Here is a 25,684-nt window from a genome sequence, read left to right as displayed (position 1 = left end):
ATGTTAGTAAGCCTTTATCGTTACAACCCGGAAGCTGACAACGCGCCTTACATGCAGGACGTGGAAGTCGAGATTCCGGAAGGCAAAGACCTGATGGTTCTTGATGTGCTGAACCTCATCAAGGAGCGGGATGCGTCAATGTCCTACCGTCGTTCTTGCCGTGAGGGAGTCTGTGGCTCCGACGGTATGAACATGAACGGGAAAAATGGTCTGGCCTGCATCACGCCGCTTTCTCAGGTTGTTAAGAACAACAAGCTGGTGCTGCGTCCGCTGCCCGGTCTGCCGGTAATTCGTGACCTGGTTGTCGACATGAGCCTTTTCTATAAGCAGTACGAGAAGGTTATGCCGTATCTGGTGAACGATAATCCTGCGCCCGCCATTGAGCGCCTGCAGTCGCCAGAAGATCGGCAAAAGCTGGACGGCCTGTACGAGTGTATTCTCTGTGCCTGCTGCTCCACTTCCTGTCCGTCGTTCTGGTGGAACCCGGACAAGTTCATTGGTCCGGCCGGCCTGCTCCAGGCGTACCGATTCCTGGCGGATAGCCGGGATACCGCACAAGCCGAGCGTCTGGAAAATCTTGATGACCCGTTCAGCGTGTTCCGCTGCCGGGGCATCATGAACTGTGTAAGTGTCTGCCCGAAAGGCCTGAACCCCACAAGGGCAATCGGCCACATCCGGAACCTCCTGCTGCAACGAGCTTCCTAAGCAGCAGGATCTGCACCAGGCGCTATACTGTCCTGATTAGGTTAGGCACCCTGAAGGCCCCGCAATGACGCGGGGCCTTCAACCAAAGGCTTATAGTCAAAAGTCTTACTCGGGTGCACACTACACAAGCCGTGACTGAAGCTTATAAAGTTGATGCACGGATTGCTGAGTACAAAAACCACCGGGGAATGGAAAACATCCACGTCGAGTGTGGCGGCCAAAGTCGATCCCGTAAAAACCCGTATTGACTGAGAATTACCCCTGGCCGACCATATTGCGCTCCCCCGCACCAGCCCAAGGTGAGCTATTCAAAATGCACGAAAGCATCATGGAGCAGTTATGGCAGACTTCCCACTTGCAGGGTGGAAATCTAGCCTACGTTGAACAGCTTTTTGAAACCTACCTGACAGACCCCAATGCCGTTCCCGAAGAGTGGCGTAGTTATTTTGACAAGCTTCCCAGCGTCGATGGCTCTCATGGCCGTGACGTTGCGCATTCTTCTATCCGCGAACAGTTTGAACACATCTCCCGTAATCAGCGTTTTCTGGCCAGTGGAGGCGTCCCCGCCAGTGCCACCAGCGATGCCGACAAGAAGCAGATTCGCGTTCTACAGCTGATTAACACGTACCGTTTTCGTGGTCATCAGGAAGCGAAGCTTGATCCGCTGGGCGTTTGGCAGCGACCCAAGGTAGAAGATCTCGATCCTGGGTTTCACGAGCTTTCAGACTCCGACAACGACCTGGAGTTCCAGACTGGCTCCCTGAATTTTGGCTCCGAGACCATGAAGCTCGGAGATATCATCGATGGTCTGCGTCGCACCTACTGTGAAAGTATTGGTGCCGAGTACATGCACATCGTCGATACTCGCATTAAGCGGTGGTTCCAGCAGCGCATGGAGCCAGTGCGTTCCCGTCCGGACTACGAAGCAAAGACACGCAAGCATCTCCTCGAACGTCTTACCGCCGCTGAAGGCTTGGAAAAGTACCTGGGCTCCCGATACCCTGGTGTGAAGCGCTTTGGTCTCGAAGGCGGTGAAGCGCTGATCCCGTGTCTCGACGAGCTGATTCAGCGCGCCGGTTCCTACGGCGCCAAGGAAATTGTTCTGGGCATGGCACACCGTGGCCGCCTGAATGTCCTGGTTAATACGCTCGGTAAGAACCCGAAAGAGCTGTTTGACGAGTTCGAAGGCAAGAAGCTTGCAGATTCCGGGTCAGGCGACGTTAAATACCACCAGGGCTTCTCCTCGAACGTCATGACTTCCGGTGGCGAAGTGCACCTGGCGATGGCGTTTAACCCGTCACACCTGGAAATTGTATCGCCGGTGGTTGAGGGCTCTGTTCGTGCCCGTCAAACCCGCCGGAAAGATCCCGACGGAACCCAGGTTGTTCCGATCATCATGCACGGTGACGCAGCGTTTGCCGGGCAGGGCGTGGTCATGGAGACATTCCAGATGTCCCAGACCCGCGGTTACGGCGTGGGTGGCACCATCCACATCGTGATCAACAACCAGGTGGGCTTTACCACCAGCAAACAGGAAGATGCGCGCTCTACTGAGTACTGCACCGATGTCGCCAAGATGGTTCAGGCGCCGATCCTGCACGTGAATGCGGATGACCCTGAAGCGGTCATGTTCGCCACCCAAATGGCAATGGACTACCGCAACGAATTCAAGAACGACGTGGTCATCGATCTGGTCTGCTACCGTCGCCGTGGGCATAACGAGGCCGACGAGCCTGCAGCTACCCAGCCGCAGATGTACGAGAAGATCCGTAAGCTGAAGACCACGCGCAACCTGTACGCCGAAAAACTGATTGCTGAAGGTGTCATCACCGAAGAAGAAGGCAAGCAGATGGAGAATGACTACCGTGACGCACTGGATGACGGTGAACACGTGGTCAAATCCCTGGTCAAGGAGCCCAACAAGGAGCTTTACGTTGACTGGTCGCCGTACCTTGGTCATGAATGGACGGCCAAGTGCAAGTCCAGTGTTGCTCTGAAAACCATTCAGAAACTTGGCAAGAAGCTGACTTCCGTGCCGGAAGGCTTCAGTGTTCAGCGCCAGGTGTCCAAGATTGTCAGCGACCGCGAGAAGATGACCGCCGGCGCACTGCCCATCAACTGGGGCTACGGCGAAGTGATGGCCTACGCGACGTTGCTCGACGAAGGGCATCCGATCCGGATCACCGGTCAGGACGTGGGCCGCGGAACTTTCTCCCACCGTCACGCCGTACTGCACAACCAGAAGGATGGCGCAACGCACATCGCACTGGAACAGCTGTCTGATGATCAGCCGCTGTTTGAAATCTATGACTCGCTGCTGTCTGAAGAAGCGGTCATGGCGTTTGAGTACGGTTACGCCACCACCGCACCCAGCGGTTTGATTGTCTGGGAAGCTCAGTTTGGCGATTTCGCCAACGGCGCCCAGGTGGTGATCGACCAATTCCTGACCAGTGGTGAGCACAAGTGGGGCCGTCTTTGCGGACTCACGCTGTTGCTGCCTCACGGCTACGAGGGCCAGGGTCCGGAGCACAGCTCCGCCCGTTTGGAGCGATTCCTGCAGCTGAGTGCCGAGCACAACATTCAGGTGTGTGTGCCGACAACGCCCTCGCAGGTATTCCACATGCTGCGTCGTCAGGTGAAGCGTCCGCTGCGTAAGCCGCTGGTTGCGATTACACCAAAGAGTCTGCTCCGTCATAAGGAAGCGACCTCTGATTTGGATGACCTGACTTCAGGCACCTTCCAGACCGTTCTACCAGAGAAAGAGCCGTCTGATCCGAAGAAGGTGACGCGCCTGATCATGTGCAGCGGCAAGGTTTACTTCGATCTTCTGGAAAAGAAGAAGGCAGAAGAGCGCGATGACGTCGCGATCTTCCGAATCGAGCAGCTGTACCCGTTCCCGGGTGACGATCTGGACGCTATGCTGGCCAAGTACCCCAAGTTGAAAAACGTGGTCTGGTGCCAGGAAGAGCCGATGAACCAGGGTGCCTGGTACCCGAGCCAGCATCACATGAGAAATGCGCTCCAGCGCCTGAACCCAAAGCTGTACCTCCAGTATGCCGGTCGCGATGCTTCAGCTGCTCCCGCTTGTGGGCACATGTCTGTGCACATTGAAGAGCAGAAGAAGCTGGTGAACGACGCGTTTGAAATCTGACGAGCTACCGAACTAAGGATCTGTAATGTCAACTGAGATTAAAGCCCCCGTTTTCCCGGAGTCGGTCGCAGAGGGTACCGTTGCGACCTGGCACAAGCAGCCGGGTGAAGCCTGTTCACGAGACGAGCTGATTGTCGATATTGAAACCGACAAGGTCGTCCTGGAAGTCGTTGCGCCCGCCGACGGTGTGATTGAAGAAGTGCTGAAGGGCGAAGGCGACACCGTGGAAAGCGGCGAAGTAATCGGCAAGTTCAAGGAAGGTGCGGCCGGAGAATCCAAGCCTGCCGAGAGCAAGAAAGAAGAAGCGCCGAAAGAGGAGGCTCCGAACGAAGAAGCCGCTGCCTCTGGCGATGCCATCCTCAGCCCGGCTGCTCGCAAGCTGGCTGATGAGAACAACGTTGACCCCAACTCCGTCAAAGGCACTGGCAAAGACGGTCGGGTCACCAAGGAAGATGTGCAGAGTCACATTGATAACAAACCGGCCGGCGGCGCTGCTGCAGCGGCACCGGCTGCTGGCATGCCTGAGGTTAATGTGGCCTCTGGTGAGCGTCCTGAGAAGCGCGTACCGATGACCCGTCTGCGGGCGAGCATCGCCAAGCGCCTGGTGAATGCGCAGCAGAGCGCAGCCATGCTGACCACCTTTAACGAGGTGAACATGGGGCCGATCATGGAAATGCGCAAGCAATACCAGGACAGCTTTGTTAAGCGTCACGGTATCAAGCTTGGCTTCATGTCCTTCTTCACCAAAGCTGCGACCGAAGCGCTGAAGCGTTTCCCGGCAGTGAATGCCTCGATTGATGGCAACGACATGGTGTACCACGGCTACCAGGATATCGGCGTGGCCGTATCCACCGACCGCGGTCTGGTTGTTCCGGTTCTGCGCGACTCCGACGCGATGGGTCTGGCAGACATTGAGAAGAAGATTGTCGAGTACGGCACTAAGGCGAAAGATGGCAAGCTGGCCATCGAAGACATGACGGGCGGAACCTTTACCATCACCAATGGCGGTATCTTCGGCTCGCTGATTTCGACGCCGATCCTGAACCCGCCGCAGACAGCTATCCTGGGTATGCATAAGATCCAGGAGCGTCCGATGGCAGTTAACGGCAAGGTCGAGATCCAGCCGATGATGTATCTGGCGCTGTCATACGACCACCGCATGATCGATGGCAAGGAAGCGGTACAATTCCTTGTCGCCATTAAGGAAATGCTTGAAGACCCAGCGCGTATTCTGCTGGACGTCTGAGCTGACACTTAACGAATCAGAAAACGGGATCAAATATGTCTGATAAGTATGACGTGATTGTCATTGGTGCAGGTCCTGGCGGCTACGTTGCCGCCATCAAGGCTGCCCAGCTGGGTCTTAAGACGGCCTGTGTAGAGTCCTGGACGTCTGCGGACGGCAAAAGCCAGGTGTTGGGCGGTACCTGCCTGAACGTTGGCTGCATTCCCTCAAAGGCGCTGCTGGAAATTTCTCACAAGTATGAGGAAACCACGCACGATTACGAGATGCAGGGCATCATCGCCAAGGATGTCAAAATGGACATCGGCAAGATGATGGAGCGCAAGGGTGGCATCGTGAAGCAGCTGACCGGTGGTATCGCCGGACTGTTCAAGGCCAATGGCGTTACGTCCATCCACGGTCACGGCAAGCTGCTTGCCAACCGCAAGGTTGAAGTCACCGATAAGGATGGCAACGCAAAGACCTACGAAGCCGATAACGTCATTCTGGCTTCAGGTTCCAAGCCGATTCAGATTCCGCCGGCTCCGTTCGACGGTGAGAACATCGTTGATTCCGAGGGCGCACTGGAATTCTCTGAAGTACCGAAGCGCCTGGGCGTCATCGGTGCTGGCGTTATCGGTCTTGAGCTGGGCAGCGTATGGGCACGCCTGGGTTCTGAAGTGACCGTACTGGAAGCTCAGGATACGTTCTTGCCAGCGGTTGACCAGCAGGTCGCTAAAGACGCAATGAAACAGTTCCAGAAACAGGGACTGAACATTGTTATGGGCGCACGCATGACCGGGGCCGAGGTTAAGCGTAAGCTGGTTAACGTTACCTATGAAGATTCCAAGGGTAAGCACGAAGCCAAGTTCGACAAGCTGATTGTCGCGGTTGGTCGTCGTCCGTACACCGACAACCTGCTGTCTGAAGACGCGGGTGTCCAGATGGACGAGCGTGGTTTCATCTTTGTTGATGACAACTGCAAGACCGAAGCGCCTGGCGTTTGGGCGATCGGTGACGTAGTTCGTGGTCCGATGCTGGCGCACAAGGCTTCGGAAGAGGGTGTCATGGTTGCCGAGCGGATCGCCGGACACAAGCCGCAGGTTAACTACGATTGCATCCCGAACGTGATTTACACGGCTCCTGAAGTAGCGTGGGTTGGTAAGACCGAAGAAGAACTCAAAGCCGAAGGCGAAGAGTACAATGTCGGTTCCTTCCCGTTTGCCGCCAACGGTCGTGCCATGGCTGCCAACTCGGCGTCGGGCCTGGTCAAGATTATCGCTGATGCGAAAACAGACCGGATTCTCGGTTTCCACGTTGTTGGTCCCCAGGCCTCGGAAATCGTTGCCCAGGGCGTAATTGCCATGGAGTTTGGTTCCAGCGCCGAAGATCTGGCGCTGACCTGCTTCGCGCACCCGACTCTGTCCGAGTCTGTGCATGAGGCAGCTCTGGCTGTCGCCGGTGGCGCGATTCACGTCGCCAACCGTCGCAAAAAGAAGTAACGCAAGCCAGGAAGCGGGGGCGCCAATATTGGCGCCCCACTGCCATAAAAACGGCTGGCTTCCGGTTGCGCTCACGGCGAGCTGAGGTGATCCCCGGCTCGCCAAACCGAATTCGCAACAGCAGTCCCACAGCGGGGCTTGCGCGGGTTCATTTCCGTACGTGGTTATCCTCCATCAAAAAGCGGGACATTAACTATGAATTTGCATGAATATCAGGGCAAACAGCTTTTCGCTGAATATGGCCTGCCAGTATCTCAGGGCGTTGCCTGCGATACCCCTCAGGAAGCCGTAGCGGCTGCCACCGAAATTGGTGGTGACGCATGGGTCGTCAAGGCACAGGTTCACGCTGGTGGCCGTGGTAAGGCCGGCGGTGTAAAGCTGGTCAAGAGCAAAGACGAAATCCGTGAGTTCGCTGAAAAGTGGCTGGGCAAGAACCTGGTAACTTACCAGACCGACGAGAACGGCCAGCCGGTGAGCAAGATTCTGGTTGAATCGCTGACCGACATCGACCAGGAGCTGTACCTGGGCGCGGTTGTGGATCGTGGCACCCGTCGTATCGTGTTCATGGCCTCCACCGAAGGTGGTGTTGAGATCGAACAGGTTGCCGAAGAGACTCCGGAAAAGATCCTGAAAGCCGAAGTGGATCCGCTGGTTGGCGCACAGCCGTACCAGGGCCGCGAGCTGGCGTTCAAGCTGGGTCTTGAAGGCAAGCAGATCGGTCAGTTCACCAAGATCTTCATGGGTCTGGCGAAGCTGTTTGAAGACCGTGACCTGGCGCTGCTGGAAATTAACCCGCTGGTTATCACACCGGCCGGTGACCTGCACTGCCTGGACGCGAAGATTGGCGTAGACGGCAACGCGCTGTACCGTCAGAAGAAAATTCACGAGATGCACGATCCTTCCCAGGAAGATTCCCGTGAAGCCGAAGCTGCCAAGTGGGAACTGAACTACGTGGCGCTGGAAGGCAACATCGGCTGTATGGTTAACGGCGCAGGCCTTGCCATGGGCACTATGGACATCATCAAGCTGTCCGGTGGCCAGCCGGCCAACTTCCTGGACGTTGGCGGCGGTGCTACCAAAGAACGCGTTTCAGAGGCGTTCAAAATCATCCTGTCTGACGACAGCGTACAAGCCGTTCTGGTTAACATCTTCGGCGGTATCGTACGTTGCGACATGATTGCCGAAGGCATTATCGGTGCGGTTAAGGACGTGGGCGTTAAGGTTCCTGTGGTTGTTCGCCTCGAAGGCAACAACGCCGAGAAGGGCACTCAGGTACTCGCCGACAGTGGCCTGAACATCATTGCCGCCACCAGCCTGGCGGATGCCGCAGAGCAAGTCGTTAAAGCCGCAGGGGGTAAATAATGAGCATCCTGATCAATAAAGACACCAAGGTTATCTGCCAGGGCTTTACCGGCGCACAGGGTACCTTCCACTCAGAGCAGGCCATCGAGTACGGCACCAAGATGGTTGGTGGCGTAAGCCCGGGTAAGGGCGGCACTGAGCACCTGGGTCTGCCAGTATTCAACACCGTTCGCGAAGCGGTCGAGAAGACTGGCGCTGAGGCGACTGTTATCTACGTACCGGCTCCGTTCTGCAAGGACGCCATCATTGAAGCCGCAGACGCTGGCATCCAGCTGATCGTGTGCATCACCGAAGGCATCCCGACCATCGACATGCTGTACGCGAAAGAGTACGTCGATCGCAAAGGCGTTCGCATGATCGGCCCCAACTGCCCAGGTGTTATCACTCCGGGTGAATGCAAGATCGGCATCATGCCGGGCAGCATCCACAAGCCGGGCAAAGTCGGTATCGTGTCTCGTTCAGGCACCCTGACTTACGAAGCCGTCAAGCAGACCACCGACTTCGGCTACGGCCAGTCGACCTGTATCGGTATCGGTGGTGACCCGATTCCGGGCTCTAACTTCATCGACATCCTGAAGCTGCTTCAGGAAGATCCGCAGACCGAAGCCATCGTAATGATCGGCGAGATCGGCGGTACCGCTGAAGAAGAAGCCGCTGCGTTCATCAAGGAAAACGTAACCAAGCCGGTGGTTTCCTACATCGCTGGTGTTACTGCACCTCCTGGTAAGCGTATGGGTCACGCCGGTGCGATCATCTCCGGTGGTAAGGGTACAGCAGACGAAAAGTTTGCCGCCCTGAACGACGCAGGCGTTAAAACCGTGCGTAGCCTGGCCGATATTGGCAAGGCTCTGAAGGAAGTAACTGGCTGGTAAGTCGGTCTTCTTTGCTGAAACCCCCGTTTCTGCCCTGCAGAGCGGGGGTTTTTTATTTATAATGCCGGGTCGCCTGTCTTATCATGGCGGTCCAAAAACAAATTGAGGAGTTCGTGCTTTGAGTTCTGTAGATTCCCAGCAAAGGGTTCTGTCCGGCATGCGTCCGACCGGCAAGCTACATCTCGGTCATTACCATGGTGTGCTTAAAAACTGGGTGAAACTCCAGCACGAGTTCGAGTGCTTCTTCTTCGTGGCCGACTGGCACGCGCTGACCACTGAATACGATAACCCCGCCGGCATTGAGCAAAGTGTCTGGGACATGGTTATTGACTGGCTGGCTGCGGGCGTCAACCCGGGCTCATCAACGATGTTCATCCAGTCCCAGGTGCCTGAGCACGCGGAGCTGCATCTGTTGCTGTCAATGATCACTCCACTTGGCTGGCTGGAGCGGGTGCCCACCTTCAAGGATCAGCAGGAGAAGCTCAGGGAAAAGGATCTCGCGACTTACGGGTTCCTGGGATACCCACTGCTGCAGAGCGCGGACATCCTGGTCTACCGGGCCGGCAAGGTTCCAGTCGGTGCGGACCAAGTCTCCCACGTCGAGATTACTCGGGAAATTGCCCGTCGGTTCAATCACATCTATGGCCGCGAGCCAGGATTTGAGGAGCAGGCCGAGGGCGCGATCGTCAAGATGGGTAAAAAGAACGCCAAGCTGTATCGCAACCTCAAACGGCGTTACCAGGAAGAGGGCGATCTGGAGGCACTGGAAACCGCCCGTGCCTTGCTCAAGGAACAGCAGAACATCTCCCTGGGTGATCGCGAGCGTCTCTATGGCTACATCGAAGGTGGCGGCAAGGTCATTCTGCCAGAGCCGCAGCCGTTGCTAACGCCGGAATCCAAGATGCCGGGGCTGGACGGCCAGAAGATGTCCAAGTCCTACAACAATTACATCGGTCTGCGCGAAGAGCCGGACAGCGTTGCTCAGAAGATTCGCACCATGCAGACCGATCCCCAGCGTGTGCGCAGAACCGATCCCGGCGACCCTGAAAAGTGCCCAGTCTGGGAGATGCACAAGATTTATTCCGATTCCGATACCCAGGATTGGGTTCAGAACGGCTGTCGGAGCGCCGGCATTGGCTGCCTGGATTGCAAAAAACCGCTGATCGACTCCATTGTCGAGGAACAGCGCCCGTTGCATGAGCGCGCCCGCGAGTACGAAAGCAACCCCGACCTGGTGCATTCAATCCTTCAGGAAGGACGTGAACACGCACGTGATGCGGCCCGCGATACACTCGAGGAAGTTCGGGCGGCGATGGGGCTGCATTACCGTTAAGCTGCCTGTTCAGGTGTGATGGTCAGGGTAGCAAGGTGCTTCCAGGGGAGAGAGTGTTGATGGACGACAGCGAAGCTACGCCAGTGGCCGACGAGGAAGAGACGCCCGAGCAGTCGCCGCTTGCTCGGGTTTCCGGCAAACCCTTCGTTGATCTGCCCAAAGATCTTTACATACCGCCCGACGCCCTTGCGGTGTTCCTGGAGGCCTTCGAAGGGCCTTTGGACCTGCTGCTTTATCTGATTCGTCGCCAGAACATGGACATCCTGAACGTCGATGTCAGCGAAATCACCCGCCAATACATGGATTACATTGGTGCCGTCGAGGCCATGCGCTTCGAACTGGCTGCCGAGTATCTGGTGATGGCGGCGACGCTGGCAGAGATTAAATCGCGCATGTTGCTGCCGCGACAGGAGAGCGAGGACGACGACGAGGTAGATCCTCGGGCTGAACTGATCCGTCGATTGCAGCAATACGAGCGGTTCAAGAAGGCGGCAGAGGATATCGACGAACTGCCACGACTGGAGCGTGATAATTTCTCGGCCTCGGCAGCACTGCCTAAAATGCCGTCGAGCCAGCCGCATCCGGACGTTGATTTGCGGGAAATGCTGCTGGCATTGCAGGGCGTGCTCCAGCGTGCCGATCTGTTTACCAGTCACCATGTTGAGCGGGAGAAGTTGTCCACCCGGGAGCGCATGTCGGCGATTCTGTCGGTATTGCGAGACGATCATTTTGTCACGTTCGAAAGCCTGTTTACTCCGGAGGAGGGCAAGCTGGGCGTCGTGGTGTCGTTCCTGGCGACCCTGGAACTGGTAAAGGAACAGCTGATTGAAGTGGTTCAGGCCGAAGTGCTGGGGCCAATTCATGTAAGAGCCAGGGCGGCGAGCTGATGGAGCCAGCTGGCTGTTATCTGAGAGACGTGTGGAGCACGGGGCACCGTTATGAATGAAGAGCATCTGTTACGTATCCAGGCGATCGCCGAGGCGGCTCTGTTGGCAGCCGGTAAACCGTTGTCGTTGGACCAGTTGCGAGAGCTGTTCACCGAGGATGAGCGGCCTGCGCGGCAGGTTATGGAGCATGTCATGATGCTGCTGGAATCCGCGTGCGAGAATCGCGGCTTTGAGCTGAAGAAGGTTGCCAGTGGTTTCCGTCTCCAGATCCGCGAAGAGTACGCGCCCTGGGTCGGACGCCTGTTCGAGGAACGACCCCAGCGCTATTCTCGGGCATTGCTGGAAACCCTGGCGCTGATCGCTTATCGCCAACCCATCACCCGGGGCGAAATTGAAGATATTCGAGGCGTTACGGTAAGCAGCAATATCATTCGCACGCTGCTTGAGCGAGAGTGGGTGCGCGTCGTCGGGCACCGGGATGTTCCGGGGCGGCCTGCTATGTACGCGACGACCAAACAGTTCCTCGATTATTTCAATCTCAGCGGCCTGGACCAGTTGCCACCTTTATCCGAAGTGCGGGATCTCGAAGAGATCGGGCGTGAGATTGAAAAGAACATGCAGGCGGAAATAGAGTTTGAGTCGCCAAAAGACGACGACTCGAACGAGCAGACACTTCACTGAGACCGCTACGGTTTCGGTCAGTAACTAAGGATTTATAGATGGGTTCACAACGCCCAAAGAAAGCCGCTAAACCAGCGGTCGACACAACCAGCGATGCGGGTCCCGAGCGCATCCAGAAACTTCTGGCACGGGCCGGTGTAGGGTCACGGCGTGAAATTGAGGGCTGGATGGAGGCCGGGCGTCTGACTGTGAACGGCAATGCGGTCGCACCCGGGCAGAAGGCCACGGTCGAGGACCAGTTCGAGCTTGATGGCAAGCGCCTCGATGTCTCCGGCGCCGCCGAGGTCGTTCGACGGGTCCTGATCTACAACAAGCCTGAGGGCGAGGTCACCACCCGCAAGGATCCGGAAGGGCGGCCGACAGTGTTCGACCGATTGCCCCGTCTCAAGGACCATCGCTGGATTTCCATTGGTCGCCTGGATATCAACACCACCGGCCTGGTGCTGTTTACCACCGACGGCGAGCTGGCCAATCGATTGATGCATCCGTCCAGCCAGATTGACCGTGAGTACGCGGTGCGCATCTTCGGCGAGGTGGACGACGCCATGATTGAGCGCCTGATGCAGGGCGTGTTGTTGGACGATGGCATGGCCAAGTTCACCGACATCAGCCCCGCGGGTGGCAGTGGCATGAATCGCTGGTTCCACGTGACGCTGCTCGAAGGGCGTAACCGGGAAGTCCGCCGCCTCTGGGAATCCCAGGGTGTGAAGGTTAGTCGCCTGAAACGGGTTCGCTATGGGTCGGTTTTCCTTCCCAGCCGATTGACCCTGGGCAAGTGGGAAGAGCTGGACCAGAAGGCTGTGGACTCCCTGAGCCGCGCGGTTGGTTTGAACGCGCTCGCCATCCCGCAGAAAACCCCCAGTGAAAAAGCGGCGCAGGATCGACAGCGCCGGAAAAGTCCCACCAGAAATCAGAAGCGCAGTGGCGGTCGCTGGCAGGTAAGCGACTCTCGGCCGGCGAAATCTTCGGTAAAGGCCACTGCTCCCAAGCGCAAGCCGGTTAAAAAGTAGGCCTCAGCCGATAGTTGCGAATACCTGAGTGCAGTTCCGCCCGTGGCGCTTGGCGTTATACAGGGCATCATCGGCCCGCGCCAGCCACTGCTCGGGCGTTTCGTTGCCAAGATGGGTAGCGACGCCGCAGCTGGCGGTTACTGAAAGCTTACCGTCCCCGCAGTCAACACGGATGTTGGCAATGGCCGTGCGAACTCGGTCTGCCACATCCCGTGCATCCTGATCACAGGTGTGCGGGAGCACAATGGCAAACTCCTCACCCCCGAACCGGTAGACACTGTCTGACGTCCGCAGTGCCCGCTCAATGCTTTCTGCCGCCTGCTGCAGGAGGTGGTCACCTACCACGTGGCCGTGATTGTCGTTGACCTTCTTGAAATGATCCAGGTCGCACAGAATAAGGGAGTAAGATTCCGCATGGCGATCCGACAGCTGACTCGCCCGCAATAGACTGTCGTCCAGGGCACGTTTGTTGGGAATGCCGGTTAGAGAATCAGTCAGTGCCGCCTGCTCAATGGTAAGGAACTGGCAGGCATTGCGCAGTGGGCAGATTGCCGCGCCCAGTATCGTTTCGACCCCCTCCAGTTCCTCCTCAGAGAATTTCTTGCGCCGGTACAGGGTAAGAGTGCCGTAGGGAACGCCCTCGAGATTGAGTCGGTACTCGCACTTGTGCTGGCCACCCAGGCCCGAGGCAAACACGAAATCCTGGCGCGCAATCCGATGCCGGTAGTTCAGTGAATCAAAGGGTACGATGGCGCTGAGTTCGTCGGCGACAATGCCCAGCTGGGTTTCCAGAGAGAGTGTCGTGGTCAGTCGTCGGGTCAGACGTGAGAGCACATCAGGGGTGTTGGCCCAGTCCTTCTGCGCCTGCTTCAGTTCCGCCAACTTGCGGGGCTGAGCGATGGATCGTTCGATGGAAGGTATCTGTTTCACTGGTGTTTACTCTGTCCGTGGAATTTGCGCGACTCTGACATGGTGAAAGCAGAAGCTATGCCAAAATATGAAAGTGCCTAATTTACAGCTGGTTAGGATTTACCTCTCACGCTGAATCTGAGGCTTTTCACGCGTTGGCTTGGGGTGGTGTCAATTTACCGGCAGACCTTTGCCGCCTGGGTGCGGGGTCGAAATCGAAATGTCAGGCAGGGCATTGGGCTGGCGGACGCCTGTGGTAAACTGCTGCGCTTGTACCTATGCCGTCTGCAGAAGTGAGCGACTATCTTTATGAGGTTTCAGGCCCCGGAAAGTCTGTCTGAACAAATCGCCCAGCACCTGGGGCAACGGATCATTACTCGAGATCTTGAACCTGGAGAGCGCATTCAGGAGCTTAAGGTTGCCGGAGATCTCAATGTCAGTCGTGGCTCTGTGCGTGAAGCCCTCCTGATTCTCCAGCGTCGTCACCTGATCAACATTTACCCACGTCGTGGCGCGGTGGTTTCGAATTTAACGCCTGAGAGCGTTAACAGCCTTTACGATATCTACATTGATCTGCTGTGCATGCTCGGGCGCAAAGTGCTTGAGCGCTGGTCCGGCAAGGAATTAGGCGGGGTAATGGGGCAGGTCAGCGAGCTGCAAGCGGTGATTGCGGCGATGAATTCGACCGGCGCTGACGCTGCCGAAAAAGTCATCGACGCCGGTTTCGGGGTGATGCGGTACGCTTACAAACTGGTGGAAAATCCGTTTCTGGAAGAAACCCTGGAAAACTTCCGGCCAGCTATCAGCCGAACCTATTTTGTTGCTTTGGAGCATTTCCGGGACGAGATCGGTGAAACCGCGACCTTTTTCCGTCAGTTGGCCGATGCCGCGGTCAATGATGACGTAGTTCGTCTGCAGTCCGTTATCGAGTCCTTCGGTGAGCACCAGCGCAAGCAGGTCCTGACCATTCTCAGGGATGAGGAGAACACCTGATATGCGCCTGAAATCCATCAAGCTGGCTGGATTCAAGTCCTTCGTTGACCCAACCACGGTACCGTTCCCATCGAACATGACCGCAGTGGTGGGGCCTAATGGTTGCGGCAAGTCCAACATCATTGATGCCGTTCGATGGGTCATGGGTGAAAGTTCCGCCAAGTACCTGCGTGGCGAATCCATGACTGATGTCATCTTCAATGGCTCCAGCGCCCGCAAGCCTGTCGGTCAGGCCTCCATTGAACTGGTTTTTGATAACAGCGACGGCTCCGCTCCGGGCGAGTTTGTCAGCTTCAACGAAATCTCCGTACGCCGCCGGGTGTCCCGCGAAGGTCAGTCCGATTACTTCCTGAATGGCTCAAAATGCCGGCGCCGGGATATTACCGATCTGTTCCTGGGGACCGGCCTCGGCCCGCGTAGCTACGCTATCATCGAGCAGGGTATGATTTCCCGGCTGATCGAGGCCAAGCCAGAAGAGCTCCGGATTTACATCGAGGAAGCGGCGGGCATCTCCAAGTACAAGGAACGTCGCCGGGAAACCGAAAACCGCATTCGCCGCACCCAGGAAAACCTGGAACGCCTGACTGACCTGCGGGACGAGTTGGGACGACAGTTGCAGCACCTGGAGCGTCAGGCTGCGGCGGCTGAAAAGTACAAGGCTTATAAGCACGAAGAGCGTCAGAAAAAAGCCGAGCTCACGGTCTTGCGTTGGCAGACTCTCGATAACGATCTGCAAAGCTGGCGCAGCAAAATCCGAGACACAGAGCTCGAGCTGGAAAAACGGCTCACCGAGCGCGTTAACCTGGAAACCTCGCTGGAATCCCTGCGGGACAACCATCTGGATCGAACAGAGCACTTTAACAAGGCCCAGGCGCGTTATTACGAGGCCGGCGCCGATATCGCCCGAATTGAGCAGAGCCTTGAGCACCAGCGTGAGCGTAGCCGTCAGACTGCAGCGGAGCTGGACCAGGCCATGGCCAACCAGCGCGAACTGGCCCGGGAACTGGAACAGGATGAAAGCCGACTGGCCGGCATCCAGGAAGAGCTCGATATGATCGAGCCGGAACAGGAAGCCCTCGCGCTGCGTTCCGAAGAGTCGGGTGAAAAACTCCAGATGGCAGAAGATGCCATGAGCGAGTGGCAGCAGCAGTGGGAGGACTTCAGTGGTCGCTCCTCAGACGCCCGTCGCCAGGCTGAGCTGTCGCAATCCCGCATTCGCTCTCTGGAAGATGCCATCGAGCAACTGAGGAACCGATACCGCAAGCTGGAAGACGAGCAAGCACTGCTGGAAGGCCAGATGGATCGTGCCGAACTGGAGGAGTTGCTCGAGCAGCAGGAAACCCTGGAGCTGCAGCGTGAAGAAGCGGCGGAGCGTATAGCAACGATTCAGGAGACTCTCTACCAAGCCCGGCAAAATCAGCGTGAGGCCGAGCAGGCTGCCGCCGAGGATCGCCAGAGGGTTCAGAGCCTGCGGGCGTCACTCGAATCCCAGCAGGCCTTGTTGGATGAGCAGTTAGGCGGCCAGGACGATGCCTTGCAGGGCTGGTTGTCTGAGCATGGCCTGACCGACTCGCCCCGCGTGGCTGGCAAGCTGAGTATCGAGAATGGTTGGGAATTCGCGGTAGAGCAGGTCATCGGTCGATTCACCCACGGGCTGGCGTTGCCCGGCATTGAGGACCTCTCCACGGCCATTGCGTCGGCGCCAAAAGGTCTCGCTTTGGTGAACTCGGGTGAACAACAAGCAGCCGAGTTAGTCAGCGACAGACTGGCTGCCAAGGTTTCCGGGCTGCCGGCCGTTGCCTCGCTCATGGCCGGCATCAGAACAGTTGAAACGCTGGATCACGCCCTCAAGCTTCAAGCGTCCCTGGCCGATGGTGAAAGCGCGATAACTCCCGAGGGTGTTTGGGTATCCCGTGACTGGCTGCTGATGCCGGATTCGGAGGCGGGCCAGGTTGGTGTTATTGAGCGTCAGAAAAAGGTCAGCGAATTGACCGAACAGCTGGCTCAGGCCGAAGAATCCCTGGAACTGGCCAACGATCGGCTCGACAGCCTGCAGGAACGCGCAGAGCGCGCGGAAGCACAGCGTGATGACGCCCAGGCCAGTTTGAGCGATGCCGAACGTGAACTGAGTGGTTTGTCGTCCCGGATCAGTGGCCTGCGGGCTCGGGCTGAACAGATTGATGCCCGGCTGAAAAGTATTCGCGAAGACCTGTCCGACGTGTCCCTCAATCTTGAGGATCGGGAAGAGAGCTTGCAGAGTGCTCGGGAAGAGTGGCAACAGGCTCTCGCGTCCAGCGAAGACAGTGATGAGGAAAAGGAACGTCTTCTGGAACAGCGGGACAGCCTCCGGGAGAACCTGGATCGGCTCCGGCACGATGCCCGTCATGACCGCGATCATGCCCACCAGCTGCAATTACAGCTGCAGTCCCTACACAGCCAGCGTGATGGTCTGAAGCAGACTATCGAGCGGATGCAGATGCAGAAGGAACGCATTGAAGAGCGCCTGGAAATACTCCGGGAATCTCGCGAAAGTGCAGAAGAGCCCATCGAAGATCTCCAGATGCAGCTAGAGGGCCTGTTGGATCGTCGTCTGGCGGAAGAGGAGAAGCTGGGCGGTGCTCGTGACGCGCTCGAGGAAATCGATCGAGAAGTTCGGGATAAGGAGCAGGGGCGTAGCCGTGTTGATCATCAGATTCAGGATGTCCGTTCGAGTCTTGAGAAACTGAAGATGGAATCCCAGGCCTTGGAAATTCGGTCTGGCAATCACATCGAGCAGTTGAAAGAGCTGGATGTGAAGCTGCAGGAAGTTCTTGAGCAGCTGCCCGAAGGTGCCAATGAAAAGGATTGGGCCGAGGAATTGGAAAAGATCGGCAATCGCATCCAGCGCCTTGGTGCCATCAACCTCGCAGCCATCGAGGAATACCAGGTCCAGAGCGAGCGTAAGACTTACCTCGACAGCCAGAACGATGACCTGATGGAAGCACTGGAAACCCTGGATAACGCCATCCGGAAAATCGACCGGGAGACCCGTCAGCGTTTCAAAGAGACCTTTGACCAGGTCAACAGCGGGCTGCAGGCGCTATTCCCCAAAGTGTTCGGCGGCGGTAACGCCTATCTGGAGCTGACCGGTGAAGACCTCTTGGAAACCGGTGTTGCCATCATGGCGCGCCCGCCGGGCAAGAAAAACAGCACTATTCATCTTCTGTCTGGTGGTGAGAAAGCTCTGACCGCGATTGCCCTGGTGTTCTCGATCTTCCAGCTCAATCCGGCGCCGTTCTGTATGCTCGACGAGGTCGACGCACCGCTGGATGACGCCAACGTTGGCCGCTACGCCAATATGGTCAAAGAGATGTCGAAACAGGTGCAGTTCATCTACATTACCCACAACAAGATCGCCATGGAGTTAGGGGATCAGTTGATGGGGGTAACCATGCACGAACCGGGTTGCTCGCGACTGGTTTCGGTGGATGTGGAAGAAGCGGCGGCATTGGCGGAAGCCTGAATGCTGTAACTGGACAGAAAACCGTCAAGGATGACAATAACGCCATCTGGCACGCCTGTGCGTTGTATTCGCAACGGGCTTTTCTTAGAGTAACACTGTTACCCGATCCGCAAACAGGACAGCAGGACTATGTCACTTAGGGAATGGTTAATCGCCATAGGTACCCTCGTCATTATTGGTATTGTCATTGACGGAATCCGCCGCGTCCGGCGCGCCCGCAAGGAATCCCTGGCCATCTCCTCCGGCATGGGAGCCGATGAGCTGGAAGAGTCGCCGCTGGACGACCATTTCAATCCGGAGCTGCCGAATGGCGGCGCCCGCACGATTTCCCGGGATACCCTCGAGGAGCGTGGGTACGTGAAGCCCGAGCGTTCCGGGCGCTTTGGCTCGCCAAAACCCAAGCCAACACGCCCGGTCACCGCGTCGGCCAGCACTCCGGCAAGTGAAAAACCGGCCAGGGGGGGTGATGATTCGTCCTGGGACTCCGGTTTTTCCGCCCACGACGAAGAAGACGCTACCGTGGATTCTGGCTGGGGCGCGAACGATGAGCATCTGGCTGATGATGACCAGAGGCAGGAAGAGTCCTGGGTTAATAGAGAGGCTGAGGCAGAGACCGAGAAAGAGGCTGAGCACGAGTCATCGATTGATGAAGCCCAGCCAGTCCAGAATCGGGAATCCGGAGATTCGGTACCGCCGACGGCCACCACAGAAGTGGAAGAAGATACTGCTCGCCGGGGCCCGATGGAGCACAACCACGGCCAGCCGCTTGCAGGCGCTAACCGTCCGGAAGCCCGGGAGGTCATCGTAATCAATGTGCTGGCCCGTGCCGGTGGCGATTTCAGTGGAACGGCTCTGAAAAACCTTTTTGAGGCCTGCGGCCTTGAATTGGGAGATATGGACATCTATCACCGGCATGAAACGACCGATAACACCAGTCCGGTTCAGTTCAGCGTTGCCAATGCGGTTGAGCCGGGCACCTTCAGGCCAAAAGACATACCCGGAATGACCACACCGGGAATCAGCTTCTTCATGAGCATGCCGGGACCCTCGAATTCGCTCCAGGCGTTTGAGTTTATGCTCGAAACGGCCCAGTGCGTGGTTCGTAACTTGGGCGGTGAACTCAAAGATGAGCGGCGCAGTGTAATGACGCCTCAAACCATTGAGCACTGCCGCCAGAGGATCCGGGAATTCGATCGAAAGCAACGTTCCCAGCGGGTTTAACGCGGGGCGACAGAGTAACGAATGATGCCCGGAGTATTCCGGGCATTTTTTTGACAGTTGAGAGCGCAACCCCATGAGTAAAGCCACGCCCGAGGTGATCCAGCGGGTCGAAGAACTCCGGTCTTTGATTGAAGAGCACAATTACCATTACTACGTGCTGGACGATCCAAGCATCCCGGATGCAGAGTACGATCGGCTATTCCGTGAATTGCAGGCCCTGGAATCGGAGTGTCCCGAGCTCGCCTCGGACGATTCGCCGTCACGCCGGGTTGGGAGTAGTGCTGAAACCAGTTTCGAAGAGATTGTTCACCGCATTCCCATGTTGTCGCTGGATAATGCCTTCAGCGAGGACGAGTTGCGTGATTTCGATCGCCGCGTTCGCGAGCGCTTGGACGCCTCGGAAGACATCGAGTATGTCTGTGAGCCCAAGCTCGATGGCCTTGCGGTCAGCCTGCACTATGAGCAGGGCCGGCTGACTAGGGCCGCGACCCGGGGTGACGGCTATGCCGGCGAAGATATCACCGCCAATATCCGCACCATTCCATCGGTACCCCTGAAGCTCCGGGGCGAGGGCGTTCCCGACTTGGTTGAGGTCAGGGGTGAGGTGTACATGCCTAAGGCCGGGTTCGACAAGCTTAACAAGCGGCTGGCGGATCAGGGCGAGAAAACGTTCGTAAATCCTCGAAACGCAGCCGCGGGAAGTCTGCGTCAGAAAAAATCCACGATTACGGCGAAGCGACCGCTGGAGATGTGTGCCTACAGCGTGGCGGTCGTTGATGAGCGTGATCTACCGGACAATCACTGGGCTGGATTGCAGCAGGTGAAAAGCTGGGGCTTCCGCATCAACCCCGAGATGCGCAAGGCCCGTGGCGTCGAGGAATGCCTCGAGGCCTACACCGAACTCATGGAAAAGCGCGATTCGCTGGCTTATGAAATTGATGGCATCGTGTTTAAGGTCGATCGGTTGGACCTGCAACAAAAGCTCGGTTTTGTGTCCCGGGCTCCGCGCTGGGCCATCGCGCATAAGTTCCCGGCGCAGGAAGAACTCACTGTCATCGAAGATGTTGAATTCCAGGTTGGCCGTACCGGTGCCGTTACCCCAGTGGCGCGCCTGAAGCCAGTTTTTGTCGGGGGTGTGACCGTAAGCAATGCCACCCTGCACAACATGGACGAAATTCGACGCCTCGATGCCCACATCGGTGATACCGTTTTCATACGGCGAGCCGGTGACGTCATTCCCCAAGTCGTTAAAGTGGTGCCAGAGAAGCGACCTGAAAACGCTCGCGAGGTGGTCCTGCCTGAACACTGCCCGGTGTGTGGTTCTGATGTCATCCAGATTGAGGGCGAAGCAGTCGCCCGTTGCTCCGGTGGGCTTTATTGCCCGGCCCAGCGCAAGGAAGCCATCCGTCACTACGCCTCCCGTAAAGCGCTCGACATCGAGGGCCTGGGTGATAAGTGGATCGACATCCTGGTCGGGCACGAACTGGTGGAAACGGTCGCCGACCTATACCGGTTGAAGAAGCAGGATCTCATTGGGCTTGAGCGAATGGGCGACAAGTCGGCCAGCAATCTGATCGCGGCCATTGACCGGTCCCGTCAGCCGGTGCTGTGGAAATTCCTGTACGCCCTCGGTATCCGTGAGGTGGGTGAGGCGACGGCAAAGTCACTGGCATCGTTCTTCGGCACGCTTGAGGCGATAGCCAGCGCCGATGAAGAGGCGTTGCAGTCGGTGCCTGATGTCGGGCCCATCGTGGCCGGGCATATTCGCAGTTTCTTCGAGCAGCCCCACAACCAGGAAACCCTGGCAGCTTTGAAAGATGCGGGCGTTCAATGGCAGGAAGAGATCGTTGAAGAATCCGAGAAGCCGCTTCAGGGACAAACCTGGGTACTGACCGGGACCCTGTCTGAGATGACCCGAGACGAGGCCAAGGAGAAGCTGGAAAGCCTTGGCGCCAAGGTGTCCGGAAGCGTCTCCAAGAAAACCGCCTGTGTGGTGGCTGGTGAGGCGGCCGGCTCCAAGCTCGCCAAGGCCGAGCAGCTTGAAGTTCCGGTGTTGGACGAAGACGGGTTGCTGGCGATGTTCAAACAACACGGACTGGAAATTTAGACCGGCATGCCGCCTTCTGGGGTAGGAGGTAAAGGATATATGTACACATTTCGGACGTGTCGTAACAAAAATAAACAGTAGGATCGCTGTTTTGAGTAATACTAGCTTGTAATTCATCGGAAGAATTATGTATGGCTATAAGTTCGGTCTTAACGTCGCGGCCAGTTCGTAACAGATCCCAGGAGCAGGAAGCGCGCGGCGTTATCGAGCCTCAAGCACCTCATCATGGACAGGCGTATGCCCTTGATCGGGCTACAGGCTCCGCCCCTCACTCAACTCTCCTTTCAGCCGAGCTGGCGCAAAGCTGGCTTGCGTGGCAGTGCAGGATGGTCACCGGCATTATTCGCGGCGCACTGTACTTGCCAACGGATGCTCGTGGTGTAACGACCGCCATTGCGAGTTGGCCAGAAGAGGGCGATGGAGAGTGCCTGCTAAGGGATGCGGCCACTCAGGCATTAGCAGAAAAGAGTAGCGTAGTCCGCTCACAGCAGCATTACGGGCCGGAAAAACAGCGTGCCTGCGAATTGATAGCCTGTCCTCTTATTGTTGATCGCCAGCTCGTAGCGGTTGTAGCGGTCATGATCTCGCCTCGTTCCGAAGCTCAACAACACGCCATATTGCAGCTGCTTCAATGGGGTGGCCTATGGATGGAGACGCTGCTTCAGCATCAAACCAAAGCCCAGCACCAATCGGGTGCCTTCGCTCTGACAGCAATGACGGCCATTCTTGGTCAAGCTTCGTCCCACGCCGCGGCAATGGAAACGGTCAATCAGTTAGCTGACTACTTCAGATGCGAACGGGTCAGTATCGGTTTTCGTCGGGGCCTGCCCATACGCCTTCAGGCCTTATCTCATATCGCCCGTTTTGATCCGCGAACCCAGCTGGTGCGAAGAATTGAAGCAGCCATGGAAGAGGCTGTGGACCAAAACCTTACGATCATATTCCCCGCCATTTCAGGTCAGGACTCAGCCGTTGCCCGGGCTCATGCCGAATTGGCGGGTCAGCAGCAGGACTCTGCTGTTTGTACTATTCCGCTACGGGGCCGGTCAAAAACTATCGGGGCCATTACGCTCGAACGCCCGGCTAACCAACCCTTTGACAAGCTGACGGTGGCTTTGTGTCAGTCTCTGGCCAATCTCGTTGGCCCCTCGCTGGAGTTGAAGCAGCGGGAAGAAAGATCTTCATGGGCCAAAGGCTTTGAAGCGCTGAGTGGGTTAGCTGGCAGCGCATTGGGTCCCGCTAATCTGAAGCTAAAGATGGTAACGCTTACGGCGCTGGTGTCGCTCGGTTTGCTCGCCCTGATTGATGGGACCTATGAGATGACGTCAGTGGCAAGAATCGAGGGTTCCGTTCGCCAGGTATTGGCCGCACCACAAAATGGCTACGTCCAGCAGACGGAGGTGCGGGCGGGTGACTTCGTCAATGAAGGACAGCTGATTGCTTCGTTGGATAGTCGTGACCTGCAGCTTCAGCGCCAGAAATGGCAGAGTGAGTACGACAAAATTCAGGCCGAGTATCAAGAGGCTTTGGCCAAGCGTGAGCGGGTTCAATTAAGTTTATTGCGTGCACAACTTGACCAAGTGAGTGCCGAAATCAAGCTGACTGAAGAAAGACTAAAGCGAACTCAACTGCATGCGCCCTTCGATGGCGTTGTGGTTAGCGGTGATCTCAGCCAATCATTGGGAGCACCGGTAGAAACGGGGCAGGTTCTGTATGAGGTCGCGCCGCTGAACAGTTATCGCGTCGTGTTGGAAGTGGATGAGCAGGATGTGGCCGGCCTCGAAAGCGGCAAGACTGGACGTTTGATTATCTCCGCTTTACCGGAATCAACGTTCGATCTTGTGATTGATAAGGTAGTGCCGGTCGCGGAGTCCAGTGATGCACGGAATTATTTCCGGGTTGAAGCTGCGCTGGATGAGCCCTCACCGTTATTGCGTCCAGGTATGCGAGGAGTCGCCAAGATCGACATGGGGCAACGTAGCCTGCTGTGGATCTGGACCCACTCGGTTGTTGATCGTATCCGACTCTGGATCTGGGCAGCAGGGTGGTAGCGGAAAAAATGACCACGGCATCCTCAAACCCGAACTGGCCCTTGCTTGCCCGGTTGCACCCAAAACTCCGTAAGCACGTGAGCATTTCTGCCCAGCACTATCGTGGCGAGCGCTGGTATCTCCTGCGTGATCGAACCAATGGTCGCAATCTTCGTTTTAGTGCACCAGCCTACGAGTTTGTTGGGCGTCTTGATGGCAATCTCAGTGTCGAGGAAATCTTCAGTGCAACACGGTCCATTCTGGGTGACGGAGCGCTGACTCAAGACGACATTGTGCTGATCTTGACTCAGTTATTCGCGATGGATCTTCTCAAGAGCGAATTGCCAACTGAGGCAAAAGAATTCTTTAACCGTTTTCAGAACGAACGCCGTCTTCGCACGCAACGTGCCATCATGAACCCGTTGTCGATACGGATTCCATTGCTGGATCCTGACAGCCTGCTCAATCGCTTTTTGCCGTTGGTACGCCCCGCTTTCTCCCGCACGGGCGCTGCTGTGTGGGTACTCATCATAAGTATCGCCGCACTATTGGGGCTGGCTAATATTCCGGAACTCACAGCGTCGGTAAATAAGGACATTCTTCAGCCTTCTAACCTCGTTGTGATGCTGTTTACCTTTGTGGTTATAAAGGTTCTGCACGAATTTGCTCACGCTTTCACGGTAAAGAGGTGGGGCGGAGAAGTGCATGAAATGGGCATTACGCTACTGGTGTTTGCTCCGGTGCCCTATGTGGATGCCTCTGCTGCCTGGGAGATTCGAGACAAACATAAACGGGCCCTGGTTGGCGCGGTGGGGGTCCTGGTTGAGTTGTTTCTCGCGGCACTGGCGTTGTTCGTATGGCTGGCCGTGGAGCCTGGCTTGGTGCGAGATGTCGCGTTCAACGCGCTGTTAATTACCACCGTGTCGACCTTCCTGTTTAATGCTAATCCGTTACTACGATTCGATGGTTACTATGTGCTGCAGGATTTGGCGGAAATTCCAAATCTTTACACCCGCGCCAGCCGTTACTACTTATATCTGATCCAGCGCTATCTGTTTGGTATCGAATCCGCCCGTTCACCGGTGACGGCAAAAGGTGAGGCAGCTTGGTTCGGTGTATATGGTCTGGCTGCCTTGCTGTACCGACTGTTTATTCTATCCGTCATCGTTCTTTTTCTGGCGGAAGAGTATCTCTTTATAGGGGTAGCTTTGGGTGTTTGGGCCGTGGCAACGCAAGTCGTGCTGCCTCTCTATCGCGGCGTTCGCTTTCTCCTGAAAGGCCCCTTGCTGTCTGGAAGGCGTGCGCGGGCTGGGGCAGTCTCCGCGCTGCTGGTCGGCGGCATCAGTGGTTTCTTATTGTTGGTGCCCGTGTCGCTGACCAGTTATACCGAGGGCGTTATATGGGTGACCGAGCAGGCCATGGTGTATAGCGGAGCAGAGGGTTTTGTCGAAGAAGTGATGGTGGAATCTGGCACGACTGTCGAAGCCAATACGCCGGTAGTTCGAATGCGTGCATTGTCATTGGAAACGCAAATTTCAAAGCTGGAAGGCAGGCACCGCGAGCTGAGCATTCGAAGTGCTGCCGAGCGCATGAGAGAGCGGGTGCAATCTGAAATGATCAACGCAGAACTGAAATCGGTTGAAGCAGAGTTGGCAATGTTAAAGGAGCAGCAGGCCTCGCTGATCGTCCATAGCGAAGTGGCTGGCGTTTTCGTATTGCCCGATGAAAGCAGCTTTGCTGGTCGTTACCTGCGTAAGGGTGAGTTGATTGGATATGTGATCAGCCCGGAACGCCTGATTGTTAGAGCGGTAGTGCCGCAATCGAAAATAGGCCTGGTTCGCGAACAGGTCACTCAGGTTGAGGTGCGGGTTGCTGAACGGCTGGGGGAAACGGTGACGGCTGATATCAGCCGGGAAACGCCAGCGGGCAGCAGGGTTCTCCCCAGTCGTGCCTTGGGTACTGCCGGGGGCGGCACAATCGCCGTGAAAATGACTGATAACGGCGGTACAACGGCCGCAGAAGAGGTTTTCCATGTGGACTTGTCGCTGCCCGTGAATCTTGATGTGGCTGGGGTAGGCGAGCGCGCTTATGTGCGCTTTGATCATGGCTCTGAACCGCTGGCCAGTCAGTGGCTGCGCAGTGGTCGCCAACTGCTGTTAAGCCGGCTTTCATTTTGACATTAAGAATGACGGGTTAT

Annotated in this window: 17 protein-coding genes; 16 read left to right on the top strand and 1 reads right to left on the bottom strand. The window is 56.8% G+C overall.

Going from position 1 to position 25,684, the window contains the following annotated elements; all coding sequences use genetic code 11:
- The 10 genes from FGO67_RS12095 to rluB all read left to right on the top strand — a co-directional run bounded on the left by FGO67_RS12095 (nt 1) and on the right by rluB (nt 12,725).
- A complete protein-coding gene (locus tag FGO67_RS12095) occupies nt 1-705 on the top strand; it encodes a succinate dehydrogenase iron-sulfur subunit (protein WP_203300918.1) in 705 nt (234 codons plus the stop codon).
- A 313-nt stretch (nt 706-1,018) separates the two neighbouring features.
- Nucleotides 1,019-3,856 (top strand): 2-oxoglutarate dehydrogenase E1 component, encoded by a 2,838-nt coding sequence (locus FGO67_RS12090; protein WP_203300917.1) that lies wholly within the window; start codon nt 1,019-1,021, stop codon nt 3,854-3,856.
- A 25-nt stretch (nt 3,857-3,881) separates the two neighbouring features.
- Entirely contained in the window at nt 3,882-5,102 is a 1,221-nt protein-coding gene (gene odhB / locus FGO67_RS12085; RefSeq protein WP_203300916.1) for a 2-oxoglutarate dehydrogenase complex dihydrolipoyllysine-residue succinyltransferase, read from the top strand.
- Between the two features lie 35 nt (nt 5,103-5,137).
- Complete coding sequence (gene lpdA / locus FGO67_RS12080; RefSeq protein ID WP_203300915.1) at nt 5,138-6,580, top strand: dihydrolipoyl dehydrogenase; 1,443 nt, start codon at nt 5,138-5,140, stop codon at nt 6,578-6,580.
- 195 nt (nt 6,581-6,775) lie between these two features.
- Nucleotides 6,776-7,942 carry an ADP-forming succinate--CoA ligase subunit beta gene (gene sucC / locus FGO67_RS12075; protein ID WP_041338720.1) on the top strand — a complete coding sequence of 389 codons (1,167 nt, stop codon included), beginning with the start codon at nt 6,776-6,778 and terminating at the stop codon, nt 7,940-7,942.
- A complete protein-coding gene (gene sucD, locus FGO67_RS12070; RefSeq protein WP_203300914.1) occupies nt 7,942-8,814 on the top strand; it encodes a succinate--CoA ligase subunit alpha in 873 nt (290 codons plus the stop codon). The genes sucC and sucD overlap by 1 nt, the downstream gene beginning before the upstream one ends.
- A 118-nt stretch (nt 8,815-8,932) precedes the next feature.
- The gene (locus FGO67_RS12065; RefSeq protein ID WP_203300913.1) at nt 8,933-10,147 is read left to right on the top strand and encodes a tryptophan--tRNA ligase; all 1,215 of its coding nucleotides are present in this window, start codon (nt 8,933-8,935) and stop codon (nt 10,145-10,147) included.
- Between the two features lie 59 nt (nt 10,148-10,206).
- A complete protein-coding gene (locus tag FGO67_RS12060) occupies nt 10,207-11,034 on the top strand; it encodes a segregation and condensation protein A (RefSeq protein ID WP_203300912.1) in 828 nt (275 codons plus the stop codon).
- Nucleotides 11,035-11,085: 51 nt separating this feature from the next.
- Nucleotides 11,086-11,715, top strand: a complete 630-nt coding sequence (gene scpB, locus FGO67_RS12055; RefSeq protein WP_203300911.1) for an SMC-Scp complex subunit ScpB — start codon at nt 11,086-11,088, stop codon at nt 11,713-11,715.
- A gap of 38 nt (nt 11,716-11,753) precedes the next feature.
- Entirely contained in the window at nt 11,754-12,725 is a 972-nt protein-coding gene (rluB, locus tag FGO67_RS12050; protein WP_203300910.1) for a 23S rRNA pseudouridine(2605) synthase RluB, read from the top strand.
- 3 nt (nt 12,726-12,728) lie between these two features.
- Here the strand turns inward: rluB and FGO67_RS12045 are convergent, their stop codons facing one another.
- Nucleotides 12,729-13,655: a diguanylate cyclase gene (locus tag FGO67_RS12045; protein ID WP_203300909.1), complete on the bottom strand. Its 927-nt coding sequence runs from the start codon at nt 13,653-13,655 to the stop codon at nt 12,729-12,731.
- Between the two features lie 288 nt (nt 13,656-13,943).
- Between FGO67_RS12045 and FGO67_RS12040 the strand changes: the two genes are divergently transcribed.
- The 6 genes from FGO67_RS12040 to FGO67_RS12015 all read left to right on the top strand — a co-directional run bounded on the left by FGO67_RS12040 (nt 13,944) and on the right by FGO67_RS12015 (nt 25,664).
- Entirely contained in the window at nt 13,944-14,627 is a 684-nt protein-coding gene (locus FGO67_RS12040) for a GntR family transcriptional regulator (protein ID WP_203300908.1), read from the top strand.
- 1 nt (nt 14,628) lies between these two features.
- Nucleotides 14,629-18,129 carry a chromosome segregation protein SMC gene (gene smc / locus FGO67_RS12035; RefSeq protein WP_203300907.1) on the top strand — a complete coding sequence of 1,167 codons (3,501 nt, stop codon included), beginning with the start codon at nt 14,629-14,631 and terminating at the stop codon, nt 18,127-18,129.
- Nucleotides 18,130-18,258: 129 nt separating this feature from the next.
- A complete protein-coding gene (gene zipA / locus FGO67_RS12030) occupies nt 18,259-19,350 on the top strand; it encodes a cell division protein ZipA (RefSeq protein WP_203300906.1) in 1,092 nt (363 codons plus the stop codon).
- A gap of 73 nt (nt 19,351-19,423) precedes the next feature.
- Nucleotides 19,424-21,457 (top strand): NAD-dependent DNA ligase LigA, encoded by a 2,034-nt coding sequence (gene ligA, locus FGO67_RS12025; RefSeq protein ID WP_203300905.1) that lies wholly within the window; start codon nt 19,424-19,426, stop codon nt 21,455-21,457.
- Nucleotides 21,458-21,783: 326 nt separating this feature from the next.
- Nucleotides 21,784-23,508 (top strand): efflux RND transporter periplasmic adaptor subunit, encoded by a 1,725-nt coding sequence (locus tag FGO67_RS12020; protein ID WP_203300904.1) that lies wholly within the window; start codon nt 21,784-21,786, stop codon nt 23,506-23,508.
- Nucleotides 23,509-23,516: 8 nt separating this feature from the next.
- A complete protein-coding gene (locus tag FGO67_RS12015) occupies nt 23,517-25,664 on the top strand; it encodes a zinc metalloprotease (RefSeq protein ID WP_203300903.1) in 2,148 nt (715 codons plus the stop codon).
- Nucleotides 25,665-25,684 lie beyond the last annotated feature (20 nt).

Source organism: Marinobacter sediminum (assembly GCF_016820575.1).
In the GTDB taxonomy this organism is placed as follows: Bacteria; Pseudomonadota; Gammaproteobacteria; order Pseudomonadales; family Oleiphilaceae; genus Marinobacter; species Marinobacter sediminum.
This window is presented reverse-complemented; position numbering and strand designations above follow the sequence as displayed.

Coding starts and splice junctions, on each gene's coding strand:
- FGO67_RS12095 (WP_203300918.1), top strand. CDS start 1: ATGTTAGTAAGCCTTTATCGTTACAACCCGGAAGCTGACAACGCGCCT.
- FGO67_RS12090 (WP_203300917.1), top strand. CDS start 1,019: ATGCACGAAAGCATCATGGAGCAGTTATGGCAGACTTCCCACTTGCAG.
- odhB (WP_203300916.1), top strand. CDS start 3,882: ATGTCAACTGAGATTAAAGCCCCCGTTTTCCCGGAGTCGGTCGCAGAG.
- lpdA (WP_203300915.1), top strand. CDS start 5,138: ATGTCTGATAAGTATGACGTGATTGTCATTGGTGCAGGTCCTGGCGGC.
- sucC (WP_041338720.1), top strand. CDS start 6,776: ATGAATTTGCATGAATATCAGGGCAAACAGCTTTTCGCTGAATATGGC.
- sucD (WP_203300914.1), top strand. CDS start 7,942: ATGAGCATCCTGATCAATAAAGACACCAAGGTTATCTGCCAGGGCTTT.
- FGO67_RS12060 (WP_203300912.1), top strand. CDS start 10,207: ATGGACGACAGCGAAGCTACGCCAGTGGCCGACGAGGAAGAGACGCCC.
- scpB (WP_203300911.1), top strand. CDS start 11,086: ATGAATGAAGAGCATCTGTTACGTATCCAGGCGATCGCCGAGGCGGCT.
- rluB (WP_203300910.1), top strand. CDS start 11,754: ATGGGTTCACAACGCCCAAAGAAAGCCGCTAAACCAGCGGTCGACACA.
- FGO67_RS12040 (WP_203300908.1), top strand. CDS start 13,944: ATGAGGTTTCAGGCCCCGGAAAGTCTGTCTGAACAAATCGCCCAGCAC.
- smc (WP_203300907.1), top strand. CDS start 14,629: ATGCGCCTGAAATCCATCAAGCTGGCTGGATTCAAGTCCTTCGTTGAC.
- zipA (WP_203300906.1), top strand. CDS start 18,259: ATGTCACTTAGGGAATGGTTAATCGCCATAGGTACCCTCGTCATTATT.
- ligA (WP_203300905.1), top strand. CDS start 19,424: ATGAGTAAAGCCACGCCCGAGGTGATCCAGCGGGTCGAAGAACTCCGG.
- FGO67_RS12020 (WP_203300904.1), top strand. CDS start 21,784: ATGGTCACCGGCATTATTCGCGGCGCACTGTACTTGCCAACGGATGCT.
- FGO67_RS12015 (WP_203300903.1), top strand. CDS start 23,517: ATGACCACGGCATCCTCAAACCCGAACTGGCCCTTGCTTGCCCGGTTG.